This is a genomic window from Bradyrhizobium canariense (genome assembly GCF_018130465.1).
GTDB classification, from domain to species: Bacteria; Pseudomonadota; Alphaproteobacteria; order Rhizobiales; family Xanthobacteraceae; genus Bradyrhizobium; species Bradyrhizobium canariense_C.
Map to the genome: position 1 here is coordinate 59,577 of NZ_JAFCKJ010000008.1, position 15,695 is coordinate 75,271.

At 66.2% G+C, this 15,695-nt stretch carries 17 protein-coding genes and 1 pseudogene; 9 read left to right on the forward strand and 9 right to left on the reverse strand.

All coding sequences use genetic code 11. The annotated features are described in order from the left end of the window. Window positions 1-108 precede the first annotated feature (108 nt). Window positions 109-882: an SDR family oxidoreductase gene (locus JQ591_RS21295; protein WP_211397956.1), complete on the forward strand. Its 774-nt coding sequence runs from the start codon at window positions 109-111 to the stop codon at window positions 880-882. Window positions 883-1,060: 178 nt separating this feature from the next. Continuing rightward, entirely contained in the window at window positions 1,061-1,243 is a 183-nt protein-coding gene (locus JQ591_RS21300) for a hypothetical protein (RefSeq protein ID WP_211397957.1), read from the forward strand. Window positions 1,244-1,315: 72 nt separating this feature from the next. On the opposite strand, the gene JQ591_RS21305 is transcribed toward JQ591_RS21300, so the two are convergent. Continuing rightward, window positions 1,316-1,924 carry an FMN-dependent NADH-azoreductase gene (locus JQ591_RS21305; protein ID WP_211397958.1) on the reverse strand — a complete coding sequence of 203 codons (609 nt, stop codon included), beginning with the start codon at window positions 1,922-1,924 and terminating at the stop codon, window positions 1,316-1,318. Window positions 1,925-2,007: 83 nt separating this feature from the next. Between JQ591_RS21305 and JQ591_RS21310 the strand changes: the two genes are divergently transcribed. Then, window positions 2,008-2,418, forward strand: coding sequence for a winged helix-turn-helix transcriptional regulator (locus tag JQ591_RS21310; RefSeq protein ID WP_211397959.1), 411 nt, complete (start codon window positions 2,008-2,010; stop codon window positions 2,416-2,418). Here JQ591_RS21310 and dprA read toward each other — a convergent pair. Continuing rightward, window positions 2,415-3,557: a DNA-processing protein DprA gene (gene dprA / locus JQ591_RS21315; RefSeq protein ID WP_211397960.1), complete on the reverse strand. Its 1,143-nt coding sequence runs from the start codon at window positions 3,555-3,557 to the stop codon at window positions 2,415-2,417. The genes JQ591_RS21310 and dprA overlap by 4 nt on opposite strands. Before the next feature lie 90 nt (window positions 3,558-3,647). Here dprA and JQ591_RS21320 point away from each other — a divergent pair, with 90 nt between their 5' ends. Next, window positions 3,648-4,892, forward strand: coding sequence for an amidase (locus tag JQ591_RS21320; RefSeq protein ID WP_211397961.1), 1,245 nt, complete (start codon window positions 3,648-3,650; stop codon window positions 4,890-4,892). On the opposite strand, the gene JQ591_RS21325 is transcribed toward JQ591_RS21320, so the two are convergent. The 4 genes from JQ591_RS21325 to JQ591_RS21340 all read right to left on the reverse strand — a co-directional run bounded on the left by JQ591_RS21325 (window position 4,884) and on the right by JQ591_RS21340 (window position 9,157). Then, window positions 4,884-6,095, reverse strand: a complete 1,212-nt coding sequence (locus JQ591_RS21325) for a patatin-like phospholipase family protein (protein ID WP_211397962.1) — start codon at window positions 6,093-6,095, stop codon at window positions 4,884-4,886. The genes JQ591_RS21320 and JQ591_RS21325 overlap by 9 nt on opposite strands. 145 nt (window positions 6,096-6,240) lie before the next feature. Beyond that, window positions 6,241-6,837 (reverse strand): glycerol-3-phosphate 1-O-acyltransferase PlsY, encoded by a 597-nt coding sequence (plsY, locus tag JQ591_RS21330; RefSeq protein ID WP_211397963.1) that lies wholly within the window; start codon window positions 6,835-6,837, stop codon window positions 6,241-6,243. Window positions 6,838-6,902: 65 nt separating this feature from the next. Next, entirely contained in the window at window positions 6,903-8,204 is a 1,302-nt protein-coding gene (locus JQ591_RS21335) for a dihydroorotase (protein ID WP_211398198.1), read from the reverse strand. Between the two features lie 5 nt (window positions 8,205-8,209). Next, the gene (locus JQ591_RS21340; protein ID WP_211397964.1) at window positions 8,210-9,157 is read right to left on the reverse strand and encodes an aspartate carbamoyltransferase catalytic subunit; all 948 of its coding nucleotides are present in this window, start codon (window positions 9,155-9,157) and stop codon (window positions 8,210-8,212) included. Window positions 9,158-9,360: 203 nt separating this feature from the next. Here JQ591_RS21340 and JQ591_RS21345 point away from each other — a divergent pair, with 203 nt between their 5' ends. Together JQ591_RS21345 and JQ591_RS21350 are read left to right on the forward strand one after the other, a co-directional pair. Continuing rightward, window positions 9,361-10,131 carry a M15 family metallopeptidase gene (locus JQ591_RS21345; protein WP_211397965.1) on the forward strand — a complete coding sequence of 257 codons (771 nt, stop codon included), beginning with the start codon at window positions 9,361-9,363 and terminating at the stop codon, window positions 10,129-10,131. Window positions 10,132-10,178: 47 nt separating this feature from the next. After that, window positions 10,179-10,949 (forward strand): CPBP family intramembrane glutamic endopeptidase, encoded by a 771-nt coding sequence (locus tag JQ591_RS21350; protein ID WP_211397966.1) that lies wholly within the window; start codon window positions 10,179-10,181, stop codon window positions 10,947-10,949. Here the strand turns inward: JQ591_RS21350 and JQ591_RS21355 are convergent. Together JQ591_RS21355 and ruvX are read right to left on the reverse strand one after the other, a co-directional pair. Further along, window positions 10,946-11,869, reverse strand: a complete 924-nt coding sequence (locus tag JQ591_RS21355) for an AEC family transporter (protein ID WP_211397967.1) — start codon at window positions 11,867-11,869, stop codon at window positions 10,946-10,948. The two genes, JQ591_RS21350 and JQ591_RS21355, sit on opposite strands and share 4 nt — an antisense overlap. Window positions 11,870-11,872: 3 nt before the next feature. After that, a complete protein-coding gene (gene ruvX / locus JQ591_RS21360; RefSeq protein ID WP_211397968.1) occupies window positions 11,873-12,364 on the reverse strand; it encodes a Holliday junction resolvase RuvX in 492 nt (163 codons plus the stop codon). Window positions 12,365-12,410: 46 nt separating this feature from the next. Between ruvX and JQ591_RS35380 the strand changes: the two are divergent. Beyond that, window positions 12,411-12,625: pseudogene (locus JQ591_RS35380) on the forward strand (hypothetical protein). On the opposite strand, the gene JQ591_RS21365 reads toward JQ591_RS35380, so the two are convergent. Next, window positions 12,612-13,502: a LysR family transcriptional regulator gene (locus JQ591_RS21365; protein WP_211397969.1), complete on the reverse strand. Its 891-nt coding sequence runs from the start codon at window positions 13,500-13,502 to the stop codon at window positions 12,612-12,614. The pseudogene JQ591_RS35380 and the gene JQ591_RS21365 sit on opposite strands and share 14 nt — an antisense overlap. A gap of 95 nt (window positions 13,503-13,597) precedes the next feature. On the opposite strand from JQ591_RS21365, the gene JQ591_RS21370 reads away from it, so the two are divergent. Both JQ591_RS21370 and JQ591_RS21375 read left to right on the forward strand, forming a co-directional pair. Beyond that, the gene (locus tag JQ591_RS21370; RefSeq protein ID WP_211397970.1) at window positions 13,598-14,575 is read left to right on the forward strand and encodes an NAD(P)H-dependent flavin oxidoreductase; all 978 of its coding nucleotides are present in this window, start codon (window positions 13,598-13,600) and stop codon (window positions 14,573-14,575) included. 19 nt (window positions 14,576-14,594) lie between these two features. Then, window positions 14,595-15,671, forward strand: coding sequence for an NAD(P)H-dependent flavin oxidoreductase (locus tag JQ591_RS21375; RefSeq protein ID WP_211397971.1), 1,077 nt, complete (start codon window positions 14,595-14,597; stop codon window positions 15,669-15,671). Window positions 15,672-15,695: the final 24 nt, after the last annotated feature.

Below are 15,695 nucleotides of genomic sequence, written 5' to 3' on the forward strand. Positions count from 1 at the left end.
CGTCGTGCCGTGCGTTTTGACATCAGTCACGCGCTTGTGTGGTTGCATCATAAAACCATATGCCCTAGATGGCAAATTGGTTTTATGATGCTACCACTGGAGGCGAACGTGAGACTGAAGAACAAGACGGCCCTGATCACCGGCGGCAATAGCGGCATTGGACTGGCAACGGCAAAGCTGTTCGTGGCCGAGGGCGCCAAGGTGGTGATCACCGGGCGCAACAAGGAGACGCTGGAGGCGGCCGCGAAGGAGCTCGGGCCGAACGCGCTCGCGCTCGCCGCCGACGCCACCGACATTGCCGCGACCGAAGCTGCGATCAAGAAGGGGGCCGAAAAGTTCGGCAAGTTCGACATCGTGTTCGCCAATGCCGGGATCGCCGGCGGCACGCCGCTCGGTTCGGCGACGCCGGAGATTTTCGAGAAGGTCATCAGCACGAACCTCACCAGCGTGTTCTTCACCGTTCAGTCCGCGCTCCCCCATCTGAACGACAATGCCTCGATCATCCTCAACGGCTCGGTGATCTCAGTGCTCGGCATTCCCGGCTACTCAGCCTATGGCGCGGCGAAGGCCGGCGTGAGGGCGATGGCGCGGATCATGGCCTCGGAGCTGTCGCCGCGCGGCATTCGCGTCAACGTGGTCGCGCCCGGTGCGATCCGTACGCCGATCTGGGGGGCTGCAACCGCCACACCGGAAGCCGAGAAGGCGTTCGAGAAGCGGATCGCGCTGACGACGCCGCTCGGCCGTATTGGTGAAACAGATCACGTCGCGAAGACGGTGCTGTTCCTGGCTTCCGATGATTCCGCGCATGTGCAGGGTCAGGAAATCTTCGTCGATGGCGGCGCGGTGGCTTCTCCGAGCGGCGCGCCGATCTATCGCGGTTGATCAATTGAAGTGCAAATTGAATCGGTCGGCACAGCCTCGGCGGTTGCGCCGGCCGGTTCCCACGCCTCGCGAGCTGTATTTTCTGAACCTTGCGTGAGGCGTTGAACCTTCGCTTGCGCTGCCAAGACACTTTTACGGGCGGGGGGGTCACTAAGCCTCATTTTCAAGGGAGCCCGATATGCCAAAGGCAGCTCGTATTATTTCTCCGATTTCAGCACCGTCTGTTTACACCGACAACTCCGCCATTCCCGCCAAGCGTTCCGACATCTCCGAGTTCATCGGGGTGGCTCTTTTTGCCGGCATCGGCCTGTTCGTTTCGCTTGTCGCCGTCATCCTGGGCATTCAGGGCGCCTGGTTTTAACGTCGCTGATCGGGCACCCCTCGATCAGCCGCCGCGGCCGTTGTTGCGGCGGCTGATGATTGGTGCGTTCGCTCAGGCCGCGCGCAGGGTGGTTGCCGCCTCGAGCGCGCTGGCGATCGACTTCTCGCGATGTTCCGGCCCGACCTGGATGCCGTCGGCGCTGATGAATTCGGGATTGTGAATGCCCATGAAGCCGAACACGCCACGCAGATAGCTTTCGAGGTGCTCCAGCGACGCGGCCGGCGAGCCCGCGCCGTAATAGCCCCCGCGCGAGATCGCGAAGATCACGCGCTTGTCGCCGGCAAGGCCCTGCGGGCCGTTTGCGTCGTATTTGAAGGTCTTCCCCGCCACCAGGACGCGATCGATCCAGGCCTTGAGCTGGCTCGGAATCGTGAAATTGTACATGGGCGCGCCGATCACGACGATGTCGGCGGCAAGGAATTCGTCCAGCGCGGCCTTGCTGGCGGCGAGGTCGGGGCCGAGTTCCGCCGGCGCAGGCGCGCCTTGCGCGGCCGCCAGATGCGAGCCGGAGAGATGGGCGAGCGGCCTCTGCGTCAGGTCGCGATAGACGACGTCCAGCGACGGCGTCGCCTGCCTGAGACGGTCGACGATGGCGGCGGAGACCTGCCGGGAGACGGAGTGGGGGCCGAGCACGCTGGAGTCGAGATGGAGAAGTTTCATTTGGGATCACCCTGGTATAAGTTTGTAACCAGAGCTACATGAGTGACTATCGAAATCCCCGCAAGAACGCACCTTTTTGAGCCATGAGCACATCCCTGAAACCCGCGCACATCGATTTACCTGCCTCACCGAGGCCGGATCCCAACCATGCGGACTGCCGCGGCGTCGCCTCGGTGCTGTCCCGCGTGGGCGACAAATGGAGCGTGTTCGTGATCATGATGCTCGGCGACGGGCCGAAGCGCTTCAACGAGCTCAAGCGCATGATCAACGGCATCTCGCAGCGGATGCTGACCTTGACGCTGCGCGGGCTGGAGCGCGACGGCCTGGTCACGCGCACGATCTTTCCAACCATTCCGCCGCGCGTGGACTATGAGCTGACCGATCTCGGCCGCGGGCTGTCGCAACCCGTCGAGGCGCTCGGCAAATGGGCGATCGAGCATCTCGTCCAGATCGAGGCCGCGCGTGCGCATTTCGATCAGCGCAACGAACCCTAGAGCAGCGACACCAATCCGCCGCCGTGACGCTCGAGCCGGCCGGCGAGCTCCAGCTCCAACAGCACGGTGCGCACGATGGCAGGCGAGGCGCCGGACATCCGCACGAGGTCGTCGATCGTGACGGGGGCAGGGCCGAGCAGGCCGGTGATCTGATCGCGATCGTGTCCTTGCGGATCGCTCTCGAACGGCTCGCTGTCGGGCTCGCTGGCGGTGCGCATCAGCGGCCGCTCCATGATCGGCGCGACCGCGTTGATGATGTCGGCGGCTTCGGTGACGAGGGTTGCGCCCTGCTTGATCAAATCGTTGGCGCCGGCGGCGCGCGGATCGAGCGGAGAGCCCGGCACCGCGAACACTTCGCGGCCCTGTTCGGCGGCCATGCGCGCGGTGATCAGCGAGCCCGAGCGGTGCGCCGCCTCCACCACGACGACGCCGAACGCGGCGCCCGAGATCAGTCGGTTGCGGCGGGGAAAGTCGCGCGCGCGGGGCTCGTGGCCGAGCGGCATCTCCGAGATCGCAGCACCCTGGTGATCGAGGATCGAGCCCAGCAAATCGCCATGCTCGGGCGGATAGATGCAATCATGGCCGCCGGCGAGCACGGCGATCGTGCCGCTTTCCACACTCGCGCGATGCGCGGCCTGGTCGACGCCGCGGGCGAGCCCCGAGATGATGATGAAGCCGGCTTCGCCAAGCTCGCGGGCGAGCACACCTGCGAATTTCAGCCCGGCGCCGGAGGCGTTGCGCGAGCCGACGATCGCGATCATCGGCCGCATCAGCGTTGCGACATCGCCGCGTATCGCAAGCAGCGGCGGCGCGTCGTCGATCATCGCCAGCCGCGCCGGATAACCGTCCTCGCCGGGCGCGAGCCAGGCGATGCCGAACTTGCGGCTCGCGGCGAGCTCGGCCTTCGCCTCGTCGGCACTACAGATGCGCGCCGATCGCTGCGCACCGCCGCGGCGCGCGAGATCCGGCAGCCGCTCCAGCGCTGCGCGCGCGTTGCCGAAATGATCGACCAGCGAACGGAAGGTGCGCGGCCCCACATTGTCGGAGCGGATCAGCCGCAGGCGGTCGATCCTGTCAGCCTCGGTCAGCTCCACGTTTCGGTTGATAGCGTCCACGGCGTCTCCTTGCAGGCGCAGCATGGAACAACCTGAGGGCGTGGGCAACAGCTCCGTGCGCTTGCGCGACCTCGCCTCGATGCTAAAAGCGATCCCAATAAGAAGGGTATTGCCATGATCTCACTCGCCGACCTCCAGCGCCGCATCGAAGCGGGCGAGCTTTCGCCTGATGACGCCATCGCCCAGTCGCACGCGGCGATCGAGGCCAAAGAGAAGGACGTCCGCGCTTTCGTCCGCCACGACAAGTCGGCCAAGGCGCAAGCCTCCGGCCCGCTGCGCGGCATCGCGGTCGGGATCAAGGACATCATCGACACCGCCGATTTTCCGACCGAGATGGGCTCGGAGATCTATCGTGGCTGGCAGCCGCGCGCGGATGCACCGGTCGTGATGATGCTGAAGCGGGCGGGCGCCACCGTCATCGGCAAGACCACGACCACGGCGTTCGCCTCGCGCGATCCGACCCCGACGCTCAATCCGCACAATCTCGGGCATACGCCGGGCGGCTCGTCCTCGGGCTCGGCGGCGGCCGTCGGTGCCGGCATGATCCCGCTGGCGCTGGGCACCCAGACCGGCGGCTCGGTGATCCGGCCTGCGGCCTATTGCGGGACCGCCGCGATCAAGCCGTCGTTCCGGATGCTGCCGACGGTCGGCGTCAAATGCTATTCGTGGGCGCTCGACACGGTCGGCCTGTTCGGCGCGCGCGCGGAGGATCTCGCGCGCGGACTGCTCGCGATGACCGGCCGCACGGAGTTTTCGGGCATCGTCCCGGCGAAGGCGCCACGCATCGGCGTGGTCAGGCAGGAGTTTGCCGGCGCCGTGGAGCCGGCCGCCGAAGAGGGGCTGCAAGCCGCGATCAAGGCGGCGACGCGCGCCGGTGCCAGCGTTCAGACCATCGATCTGCCGCAGGCGGTGCAGGAGGCCTGGCGCATCCACCCGATCATCCAGGACTTCGAGGCGCATCGCGCGCTCGCCTGGGAATTTTCCGAACGCCACGACGAGATCGCGCCGATGCTGCGCGCCAGTCTCGATGCGACGGTCGGTCTCACACCCAAGGACTATGACGACGCACGCCGGATCAGCCGTCGTGGCCGTCGCGAGCTTGGCGAATTGTTCGAGGGCGTCGACGTGCTGCTGACCTATTCGGCGCCGGGCACGCCGCCGGCCAAGGATCTCGCCTCCACCGGCGACCCCCGCTACAACAGGCTCTGGACGCTGATGGGCAATCCTTGCGTCAACGTGCCGGTGCACAAGGCCAATGGCCTGCCGATCGGCGTGCAGGTGATCGCGCGGTTCGGCAACGACGCGCATGCGCTGGCGACGGCGTGGTTCCTGGAGCAGGCGCTGGCGAAATCAGGCTAGCGCAGGTTCGGCGGCAACGATGTGCTGGCCGGATGCGGCCGGCGCTGCGCTGTTAGCTGCACCTTGCTTGAGCCAGCGCTCGGCGGCCTCGCGGCCGCTCCGGTGCAGCGCACGAATGAAGCCGCGGCCGAGATCGGTGGACGAGCGCTGCGCCAGGCCGTCGACGAAATCTTCTGCGGCGATCCGGGAGAGCCGCAACGACGATGCGGCCTGCGACTGCGCCCATTCCATCGCCGCGATCTCGGCATTGAGGGCGGCGTTCGCCGCGATCTGGTCCAGCCTGCGGTCGATCGCGGCGAGCGTGATCGGCACGTAGCTGTCGCGCGCCGGCGTGACCTGCACGAGCAGGATTTCGGCGCTCGTCGTCTCCTGCACGAGCCGCAACAGGGGCGGATTGCCGCCGAGGCCGCCGTCCCAATAAGCCTCGCCGTCGATCTCCACCGCGCAATGAACCAGCGGTGGACAAGTCGAGGCCAGCGCGACGTCGGCGGTAACAGCGTCATTGCGAAAAATCTGCTGCTGTCCGTCGCGGATCCGCGTCGCCGCGATCAGAAGCTTCGGGCAGCGCGCGTCGCGCAAGGCGGAAAAGTTAATGTCGCGCGACAGCGCCTGCCGCAGCGGATCGAGATCGAACGGATCGAACTGGCCGGAGCGCAGCGTCGGGCCGAACGCGACCGAGCTTCCCGCCGGCGAGAAGCCGCCGATCAGCATCAGCGATCGGAACGAGGCCTCGTGCATCAGCCGGATCCAGAACCGGTTCAGCCGCGCGCGCGCGCCTTCACGGCCGCCCTCGGCGAAACCGGAGGCGAGCAACAGCGCGTTGATAGCGCCGGCGCTGGCGCCGCTGATGGTGTCGATCGCGATGGATGGCTCTTCCAGCAGCCGCTCCAGCACGCCCCAGGTGAAGGCCGCGAAGGTGCCGCCGCCCTGAAGCGCCAGCGACAATTTTTGCGGCGGCCATTGCTTCGGCGCCTGATCATGCGCGATGGGCGCGGCGGCAGTTACAATTTCGACCGGCTTCCGCGCGTCCACGATCGGATCGGGCCTGCGCGATGGTGGCGAGACGGAAGCAGGCTCTGGATCGACAAACGGCGAGGGAGCGTCGGACCAGATATCCGTGGTCGAGAGCAGCCGGCTTGCCGCGGTGCGCGCAGCACCTTGCAAATCGCCCTCGTCTTGCGCGCCGACAATCTTCTCGCTCATTCTGAGCAACCGCGTAGAGCCATTCCCACCATCAGGGACAGGCCAGGAACCCGTTCGCCCATAGAACCGTGATTCGGCTGCAAGTTGCGAACAGCATTTGAGATATAATGCAGAAGGGGTGCCGCGGTATCCGTGGATTCCCGACTTATCCCTTCTCGCCGATCCGGCTTTCCTTGCCCGATTGCAATCGCTTGATGTTCTCGCGATGCGCGTAGAACAGCAGCAGCGTCAGCACCACGGCCAGCGCAGCGAGCGCGAGGTGGCCGAACCACCACAGGAACAGCGGCGTGATGAAGGACGCCACCAGCGCCGAGAGCGAGGAGTAGCGTGTGGTGAAGGCGGTCGCCAACCAGAGCAGGCAGAACACCACCGCAGCCGGCCAGAACAGGCCGAGCAGGATGCCGATATAGACCGCGACACCCTTTCCGCCCTTGAACTTGAGCCAGACCGGAAAGAGATGGCCGAGGAAGGCGCCGAGCCCGGCCACCATCGCGGCATTGGGGCCGGCGATGTAGCCGGCGATCACCACGGCCGCCGTGCCCTTGAGCGCGTCGAACAGCAGGGTTGCCGCGGCAAGGCCCTTGCGCCCCGTGCGCAGCACGTTGGTGGCGCCGATGCTGCCGGAGCCGATCGAGCGCAGATCCTGCGTTCCGCCGAGCCTGGTCAGAATCAGCCCGAACGGAATCGAGCCGAGGAGGTAGCCGATGACGAAAGCCACCGGCAGGAATGCTTCAAGCCCCATGGCCGGATCTCCAATGGCTACGTCTGATGGTCGAACAACAGAGACGCCACGCATGATCTCGCACGTCAGACATGCTCGTATACCGTCCGTCCGCCGACAATGGTGCGCACCACCCGGCCTGTAAAGCGCGCTTCATCGAACGGGGTGTTCTTGCAGGGCGATTTGAGGTCGGCGGGATCGACCACCCAGGGGACATCGGGGTCGATCACGATCACGTCGGCCGGGGCACCTGTACGCAGGGTGCCACCGGGCAGGCCCAGGATCTCGGCCGGCCGCGTCGACATCGCGCGGATCAGCGTCTTGAGGTCCAGCTCGTCATTGTGCACGAGGCGAAGGCCTGCCGGCAGCATGGTCTCGAGCCCAATGGCGCCGGGTGCTGCTTCCGCGAACGGCAGGCGCTTGACCTCGACGTCCTGCGGATTGTGGTCGGACATGATGACGTCGATCAGGCCGGAGGCCACGGCTGCGACCAGCGCGCGGCGGTCGTCCTCGGTGCGCAGCGGCGGCGACAGCTTCAGGAACGAGCGGTAGGGGCCGATATCGTTCTCGTTCAGAGCAAGGTGGTTGATCGAGGCCGAGGCGGTCACGGCGAGGCCGGCGTCACGGGCGCGCTTCAGGACGTCGAGCGAGTCGATGCAGGTCAGCGAGGCCGCGTGATAGCGCCCGCCGGTGAGCGCGACGAGGCGCATGTCGCGCTCCAGCATCACGGCCTCCGCCGCGTTCGGGATGCCCATCAGGCCGAGCCGCGACGCGAATTCGCCCTCGTTCATCACGCCTTCGCCGACGAGGTTGGGATCCTCGGTGTAGTGCACGATCAGCGCGTCGAAATCGCGCGCGTAGGTCAGCGCGCGGCGCATCACCTGCGCATTGGTCACGCTCTTGTCGCTGTCGCTGAAGGCGATCGCGCCGGCTGCCTTGAGAAGGCCGAACTCGGTCATCTCCTCGCCGTGCATTCCCTTTGTCAGCGCCGCCATCGGCTGGATGTTGACGATCGCGGTGTCGCGGGCGCGGCGCATCACGAAGTCGACGGTCGCCGAGTTGTCGATCACCGGAGACGTGTCGGGCTGGCAGATGATGGTGGTGACGCCGCCGGTCGCAGCCGCCTGGCTCGCCGAGGCAAAGGTCTCGCGATGGCTGAAGCCGGGCTCGCCGACGAAGGCGCGCATGTCGATCAGGCCGGGTGCCACGATCTTGCCGGCGCAGTTGACGACATCGGTGCCCTCGGGGACGCCGGCAGCTCCAATGCCGCGGCGGGTTTCGCGGATGATGCCGTCCGCAATCAGCACGTCGCCGGGACCGTCGAAATCCCGTGAGGGATCGACGACGCGGGCGTTGGCAAGCAGGATGGGTCGGCGGTCGGTCAACATGAGCATCACGCGTTCGGCAGGTTGCGGGCGAGCGCTTCGAGCACGGCCATGCGTACGGCCACGCCCATTTCCACCTGTTCACGGATCAGGGATTGCGCGCCGTCGGCGACGGCCGAGTCGATCTCCACGCCGCGGTTCATGGGGCCGGGATGCATGACGAGCGCGTCGGGCTTGGCGTAAGCGAGCTTTTTCTGGTCCAGCCCGAAATAGTGGAAATACTCGGAGGTCGATGGCACGAACGAGCCGTTCATGCGCTCGCGCTGGAGCCGCAGCATCATGACGATATCGGCGCCGTTGAGCCCCTCGCGCATGTCGCGCGCGACCTCGACGCCCATCCGCTCGATGCCGGGCGGCAGCAGCGTGGAGGGGCCGACGACGCGGACGCGGGCGCCCATGGTGTTGAGCAGGATGATATTGGAGCGCGCGACGCGCGAATGCAGCACGTCGCCGCAGATCGCGACCACGAGGCCCTCGATCCGGCCCTTGTTGCGGCGAATGGTCAGTGCGTCGAGCAGCGCCTGGGTCGGATGCTCGTGCGCGCCGTCGCCGGCATTGATCACGGAACCGTCAACCTTGCGGGCCAGCAGTTCCACCGCGCCTGACGCGTGGTGCCGCACCACCAGGATATCCGGGTGCATGGCGTTCAGCGTCATTGCGGTGTCGACCAGCGTCTCGCCCTTTTTGATGGACGAGGAAGACACCGACATGTTCATGACGTCGGCGCCAAGCCGCTTGCCGGCGAGCTCGAACGAGGACTGGGTCCGGGTCGAGGCCTCGAAAAACAGGTTCACCTGCGTCCGTCCACGCAGGACGGTGCGCTTCTTGTCAACCTGGCGGTTGAGCTCGACATATTCTTCGGACAGGTCGAGGAGGCCGGTGATGTCGGCCGCGGAAAGGCCCTCGATGCCCAGCAAATGCCGGTGGCCGAGGACGAAGGTCGATTTCGATGTCATTAAAGCGAGAGCTATAGGCGTGGATGGCTGGGGGGGCAAGAGCCAAAGCCGAGGCGGGGAGTTATCCCCCGATCTGTCGGTGCGTCACGACGCGTCCCCAAGTCCGGAGCTGCTGCCGTTTTCGCCGTCATGCCCGGGCTTGTCCCGGGCATCCACGATCCTCTATCCCATTTGACGTAAAAAGGACGTGGATAGCCGGGGCCATGACGGCGGGGGAACATCACGTGAAAACAATTGTAACAACGCTGTTCGCCGCAACCACGATCAGCACTGCCTACGCCCAATCGCTTCCCGGCGGTTTCGTCTATTTGCGCGACATCGACCCCAGCATCGTCCAGGACATCCGCTACGCCACCTCGAACAATTTCGTCGGCCGTCCGCTCGCCGGCTACGGCGCCGGCGAATGCGTGGTGAAGCGGGAGGTGGGGCTGCGGCTGAAGGCGGTCCAGCAGGAATTGGCGGCGCAAAATCTCTCGCTGAAGATGTTCGACTGCTACCGGCCGGCGAGGGCCTCGCTCGACATGGTCAGGTGGTCGCAGAACGGCCACGAGACGGCCGCCGAGCGGCGCTACAATCCCAAAATTCCCAAGACCGAGCTGTTCCGCCTTGGCTACATCGCAAGCCGCTCGCAGCATTCGACCGGCGCGGCGCTCGATCTCACTCTGGTCGATCTCAAGGCCGACAATTCAGGCAAATACGATCCGTCAAAGACCTATGCCGACTGCACCGCGCCGGTGGAGGCGCGGCTGCCGGAGGGCAGTGTCGACATGGGCACTGGCTACGACTGCACGGACGTGAAAGGGCATACCGCCGCGCCGTCGATCAATCCGGACCAGCGCGCCTGGCGCAAGCGGCTCGTGGCTGCGATGGCGAAGCAAGGCTTTGTGAACTATTCGAAAGAGTGGTGGCATTTTTCCCTGCCGGGGGCGGGCGGGGCGGCCTATGATTTCGCGATTCCGCCGCGGATGAAGTAGATCACAATCCGACCAGCCCGGAATGCCTCCCCAATGAAAGCTCTTCGATGGACTCGCTCAATCCCGATCATCCGCCGCTGACCGTGACGCCTGCGCACGAAGCGCCGCGCGTCTGGAAGTTCTGGGGCACGGCGATATGGGGCGTCGTCATTTTTGCTGCAATGTTCGTCGGGCAGATCGGTGCCATCGTCTATCTGGTCTGGGATCGCGGTGCCCCGATGAGCCTCGTATCGATGCAGGACGTCGGTCGCGAGCCTGCGGCGCTGGCGCTGTCGGTGATCATGGGCCTGCCTGCAACGCTTGCCGCGGTGTGGCTGCCCATCCGGATCAAGAAGGCCGCGTTCGCCGATTATCTGGCGCTGCATTGGCCGTCCTGGAAGCAGCTGCTGTTCGGTGCGGTCGGGCTTATCGTGATCGTGGTGGCCTGGGAGACGATGTCGCGGAGCCTGGGCCGCGAGGCGACGCCGGGCTTCATGACCGATCTGCTCAAATCGGGCCGCGACAAGGGCGCCGCCGTGATGCTGCTGTTCGCCTTCAGCGTGGCAGCGCCCATGTCCGAAGAGATCCTCGCACGCGGCTTTCTCTTTCGCGGCTGGTCGGCGAGCTTTTTGCGCGTGCCCGGCGCCATCATCCTGTCGTCGCTGCTGTGGACGGTGGTGCACCTGCAGTACGACATGTACTTCCTCGCCGAGGTCTTCTCCATCGGCCTGTGGTTCGGCTACATGCGCTATCGCGCCAATTCGCTATGGCTCACGATCGTGCTGCACGCGCTGAACAATCTCACCGCGGTGGTGCTGACGATGTGGCTGGGGAGCTAGGCCACCAGCGCGATCGCGATCGGCATCGTGATCGCCGCGAGAATCGTCTGCAGCGTGATGATCTGCGCCAGCAGTGGCGCATCGCCGCCCATCTGGCGCGCCAGCACATAGGCGCTGGGGGAGGTCGGCACCGCCGCGCAGATCGCGACGATCGCGAGACTGTCGCCTGTCAGTCCAAACCAGACCGCCAGCACCAGCGCGATCACCGGCATCAGCACCAGCTTGAATGCGACACCGATCGTCGCGCTCACGCTCGGGTGGAACAGGCCCTTGAGCTGCAGGCCTGCGCCGGTGACGAGCAGGCCGATCGCGAGCGAGGAACGGCCCAGCGCGTCGGCAACCTCGTGCCAGATCTTCGGCAGCGGCAAATGAATGACGTTGATGACGAGGCCGATGACGCAGGCCCAGATCAGCGGATTGCGGATCACCGTCATGACGATCGCGCGCGCGGACTGCTTTTCAGGCGATGCATAGTGCGCGAGCACGGCGACGCTGAACACGTTGACCAGCGGAATGATCGCGACCATGGCGACGGAAGCCAGCGCCAGCCCGACATCGCCGAACATGTTGGCGGAGACCGACAGCGCGACATAGGTCTGCCAGCGCGTCGCGCCCTGGAAGATCGATGTGAAGGCGGGGCCGCCGATGTCGAGCCGCGAAAGCGCCGGGCGCAGCGCGAGGCAGAGCAGCGACATCGCGAGCGCCGACAGCAGCAGCGCCCCGCCGACGCCGGCGACCGGTACCCTGGACAGGTCAGCCTTCACCAGCGTCTGGATCAGCAGCATCGGAAAAAGCACGAAATAGGTCAGCCGCTCCAGCCCGTGCCATTGGGTGTCGAGCCGCATCAGGCTGTGCCGGAGCACCACGCCGAGCACGATGAGGATGAAGACCGGAAGCAGCGCCGCGATCACGACGGCCATGGATCAGTCGGTCCCCGGGTTTGCGCGAAGATTGGCGAGGCGGTCGAGCGCGCCTTGCAGGATGAAGATCGCGGCGTGCTCGTCGATCACTTCGGCGCGCTTGGCGCGGCTGACGTCCATGCCGATCAGTTCGCGCTCGACCGCGGCGGTCGACAGCCGCTCGTCCCAGAGGCCGATGGGCAGCGCGGTCAGACCGGCGAGGTTGCGGGCAAACGCCCGGGTCGATTGGGCGCGCGGGCCCTCGCTGCCGTCCATGTTGATGGGCAGGCCGAGCACGAAGCCGACGGCCTTGCGTTCACCGGCAATCGCGAGCAGCCGGGCCGCATCCTGCTTGAACGCCTTGCGCTGGATCGTCTCGACGCCGGTAGCTAACCGGCGGTCCGGATTGGAGACGGCAACGCCAATGGTCTTGGTACCCAGATCGAGTCCAACCAACCCGCCGCGTTCGGGCCAGTGGGTTGCAGCATCGACGAGAGGCAGGATAAGAGCCGGCATGGGACTAGCGCATATCACGCGTCGCGCTGCGGAGTGAACCCGGAACATGGATGCGCTGACACTATTTGGCCTGTTCGCCGTGACGGCGATGCTGGTCACGTACGCCCTGGAAGACCGCAGCCACCGGTTCGTGCTGCTGTTCGCAATGGCCTGCGTGCTCGGTTCGGCTTACGGCTTCCTGCAAGGGGCCTGGCCGTCGGCGTGGTCGAGGCGATCTGGGCCGTCGTGGCGCTGCGGCGCTGGCATCTCAGGCCGCGATGACGTCGTCGTCTTGCTTCAGGCAGGCGGCAAACCCGTTCAGCGCGCTGGTTTGATGTCCGGCGCAGCGCTGGATGAACAGGGTCTCGACGCGGGCGTGCGAGGCGCCGAGCGCGTGGATCGACACGCTGCCGTTGATCGCGCTGCGTTCGACGACGGCGCGCGGCAGCAGCGTCACGCCCATGTCGGCGGCGACACAGCCGATCATGCCGTCGAGCGTGCCGAGCTCGAAGCGTGCGGCTGACGGCCAGCCGAACTCGACAAAAATCTGCTCGAGCCGCTGACGGTAGGTGCAGCCGGTGCGGAACACCAGCGCGGTCGGGCCGGACTCCGGCGTGCCGGCGCGTAGCTCGGCGAGCGTGGCCCAGCGCCGCGCGCTGACCAGCACCAGCTCTTCGCGGAACGCGCTTGTCGCGGTGAGATCGGCATGCGCGATCGGACCTGCGACGAAGGCGCCGTCGAGCGTGCCTTCGAGCACGCAAGCGACGAGGTCGGCGGTGGGCGCGGTACGCAGGCTCAGCCGGACCGCGGGAAAGCGGCGATGAAAGTCCGCGAGCAATGGCGGCAGCCGCACCGCTGCGGTCGTTTCCATCGAGCCGATCGCGAGCGGACCCTTGGGCTCGCCGTCGTCGCGGGCGGCGAGGACGGCCTCGCGCGATAATGCGGCCATCCGTTGCGCGTAAGGCAAAAGCCTTTTGCCCGCGCCGGTCAGGGTCATGCCGCGGCTATGGCGTTCGAACAGCGGCGTGCCGATCTCGGCTTCGAGCGCCTTCACGCGCTGGGTGACGTTCGACTGCACCGTGTTGAGCTCTTCGGCAGCGCGCGTGATGCCGCCGGTACGGGCGACGGCGGCGAAGGTCTGGATGTCACTGAGTTCCATGGCATCGTTTCTCTTTTGAGATGGTAGCATTCGCTAGAATTCAATTTTAGAGAATGGTATTCTGGCCTAACGTCGGTGTCGAGAGTGGAGGAGCCATGCCGATCACGACGCCGCTGACCCAGCTCCTGGGGATCAAGTATCCGATCCTGCTGGCTCCGATGGACACGATCGCCGGCAGCCGGCTGACGCGGGCCGTCAGCGAGGCCGGCGGCTTCGGGATCCTGGGTGGTGGCTATGGCGACCAGGAACGGCTCGAGGCCGAGACCAGGCAACTCGGTGGCTTTGCTTCGTTCGGTATCGGGTTCATCACCTGGAGCCTGGCAAAACAACCAAGACTTCTCGACATCGCACTCGACGCCAATCCGCAAGCGATCATGCTGTCATTCGGCGATCCCGCACCATTTGCGGCGCGCATCAAGTCGCGCGGGGCGCGCTTGATCTGCCAGGTGCAGAGCGAGGACATGGCGAACCAGGCGCTCGACGCCGGTGCGGACATCCTGATCGCGCAGGGTACCGAAGCCGGCGGCCACGGCGCATCGCGCACCACCGTCGACATCGTGCCTTCTATCGTCGATCTCGCGGCCGGGCGCGTGCCGGTCGTTGCCGCCGGCGGAATTGCCGACGGCCGCGGGCTGGCGGCGATGATGATGCTGGGCGCCTCCGGCGCGCTGATCGGCACGCGCTTCTATGCGAGCGTGGAGGCCAATGGCGCGGAGGAAGCGAAGCAGCGCATTCGCGACGCTGATCCCAATGACACGGTGCGTGGCGTCATTGTCGACTGGTCGCGCAGCCTGTTCTGGCCGGCTCCGTTCACCGCGCGAACGCTGGTCAACGATCATATCAGGCGCTGGACCGGCCGCGAGGTCGAGCTGATGCAGCGCGCCGCCGAGGTGACCGTCGCGTATGCCGCGGCAAAGGCCGCGGGCAATTTCGAGGTCGCCGCGGTCTTTGCCGGCGAGGCTGTCGGCCTGATCCATGATATTCCGTCCGCCGCCGAAATCGTCGAACGTATCGCGACCGAGGCCGAGCAACTGCTGACCGGCCGGCGTAATTCCATCGCACCGCTAGCGTGAACCACGAGAGATCAAAACCATGTGGCCTGACCGTCGATTGATCGACCTCTTCAAGACCGAATTGCCGATCGTGCTGGCGCCGATGGCCGGCGTGATGGATGCGGAGCTGGTGATCGCCGTGGCAGAGGGCGGCGGGCTCGGCTCGCTGCCGAGCGCGATGCTGTCGCCGGAGAAGGCGCGCGAGCAGGTCAACATCATCCGCCAGCGCGTCCGGGCTCCCGTCAACATGAACTTCTTCTGCCACACGCCGGTCGAGCTCACGGCCGAAGCGGAGGCGCGCTGGAAGCAGCGCCTCGCGGGTTACTATCGCGAGCATGATCTCGATCCGGCGGCGCCAATCAATGCGGCCAACCGCGCGCCGTTCGACGCTGGCTTCTGCGAGATTGTCGAGGAGCTGAAGCCCGAGGTCGTGAGCTTCCATTTCGGCCTTCCGGATCAGGCGCTGCTCAAGCGGGTCAAGGCGGCGGGCTGTCTCGTCATCTCGTCGGCGACGACGGTGAGGGAAGCGGTCTGGCTCGAGCAGCACGGCGCGGACGCCGTGATCGCGCAAGGTGCGGAGGCCGGCGGCCATCGCGGCATGTTCCTCACCGACAAGATTGCTGAGCAGCCCGGTACCTTCGCGCTGGTGCCGCAGGTGGTCGACGCGGTGAAAGTGCCGGTGATTGCGGCGGGCGGTATCGCGGATGGCCGCGGCATCGCGGCGGCTTTTGCGCTGGGCGCCTCCGGCGTGCAGATCGGCAGTGCCTATCTGCGCTGTCCGGAGTCCAAGGTGACTGCGGCGGGGCGGGCCGCACTGGCCGAAGGACGCGACGATTCCACCGTCGTCACCAATGTCATGACCGGGCGGCCGGCGCGCGGCGTCCAGAACCGCTTGATGCGCGAAGCCGGCCCGATCTCGCCGGACGCGCCGCCGTTTCCGCATGCCGCGACGGCGCTGGCGCCGCTGAAGGCTGCGGCCGAGAAGCAGGGCAGGGTGGATTTCACCAATCTCTGGGCCGGGCAGGCCATCGCCCTGGGCCGCGAGGTCCCGGCGGCGGAATTGACGCGGGATCTTGCCAAATCGGCCCTGGCCCGCCTGAAAGCGCTGGCTGGATAGGGCGCGATGAGGTCCAGGAGGATC

Excerpts from the sequence above, each read along its gene's own strand:
- ruvX (WP_211397968.1), bottom strand. The coding sequence starts at position 12,364 with ATGCCGGCTCTTATCCTGCCTCTCGTCGATGCTGCAACCCACTGGCCC.
- JQ591_RS21340 (WP_211397964.1), bottom strand. The coding sequence starts at position 9,157 with ATGACATCGAAATCGACCTTCGTCCTCGGCCACCGGCATTTGCTGGGC.
- JQ591_RS21375 (WP_211397971.1), top strand. The coding sequence starts at position 14,595 with ATGTGGCCTGACCGTCGATTGATCGACCTCTTCAAGACCGAATTGCCG.
- JQ591_RS21325 (WP_211397962.1), bottom strand. The coding sequence starts at position 6,095 with ATGAGCGAGAAGATTGTCGGCGCGCAAGACGAGGGCGATTTGCAAGGT.
- JQ591_RS21370 (WP_211397970.1), top strand. The coding sequence starts at position 13,598 with ATGCCGATCACGACGCCGCTGACCCAGCTCCTGGGGATCAAGTATCCG.
- JQ591_RS21355 (WP_211397967.1), bottom strand. The coding sequence starts at position 11,869 with ATGGCCGTCGTGATCGCGGCGCTGCTTCCGGTCTTCATCCTCATCGTG.
- dprA (WP_211397960.1), bottom strand. The coding sequence starts at position 3,557 with ATGCTGCGCCTGCAAGGAGACGCCGTGGACGCTATCAACCGAAACGTG.
- plsY (WP_211397963.1), bottom strand. The coding sequence starts at position 6,837 with ATGGGGCTTGAAGCATTCCTGCCGGTGGCTTTCGTCATCGGCTACCTC.
- JQ591_RS21365 (WP_211397969.1), bottom strand. The coding sequence starts at position 13,502 with ATGGAACTCAGTGACATCCAGACCTTCGCCGCCGTCGCCCGTACCGGC.
- JQ591_RS21300 (WP_211397957.1), top strand. The coding sequence starts at position 1,061 with ATGCCAAAGGCAGCTCGTATTATTTCTCCGATTTCAGCACCGTCTGTT.
- JQ591_RS21305 (WP_211397958.1), bottom strand. The coding sequence starts at position 1,924 with ATGAAACTTCTCCATCTCGACTCCAGCGTGCTCGGCCCCCACTCCGTC.
- JQ591_RS21345 (WP_211397965.1), top strand. The coding sequence starts at position 9,361 with ATGACGGCGGGGGAACATCACGTGAAAACAATTGTAACAACGCTGTTC.
- JQ591_RS21320 (WP_211397961.1), top strand. The coding sequence starts at position 3,648 with ATGATCTCACTCGCCGACCTCCAGCGCCGCATCGAAGCGGGCGAGCTT.
- JQ591_RS21335 (WP_211398198.1), bottom strand. The coding sequence starts at position 8,204 with ATGTTGACCGACCGCCGACCCATCCTGCTTGCCAACGCCCGCGTCGTC.
- JQ591_RS21310 (WP_211397959.1), top strand. The coding sequence starts at position 2,008 with ATGAGCACATCCCTGAAACCCGCGCACATCGATTTACCTGCCTCACCG.
- JQ591_RS21350 (WP_211397966.1), top strand. The coding sequence starts at position 10,179 with ATGGACTCGCTCAATCCCGATCATCCGCCGCTGACCGTGACGCCTGCG.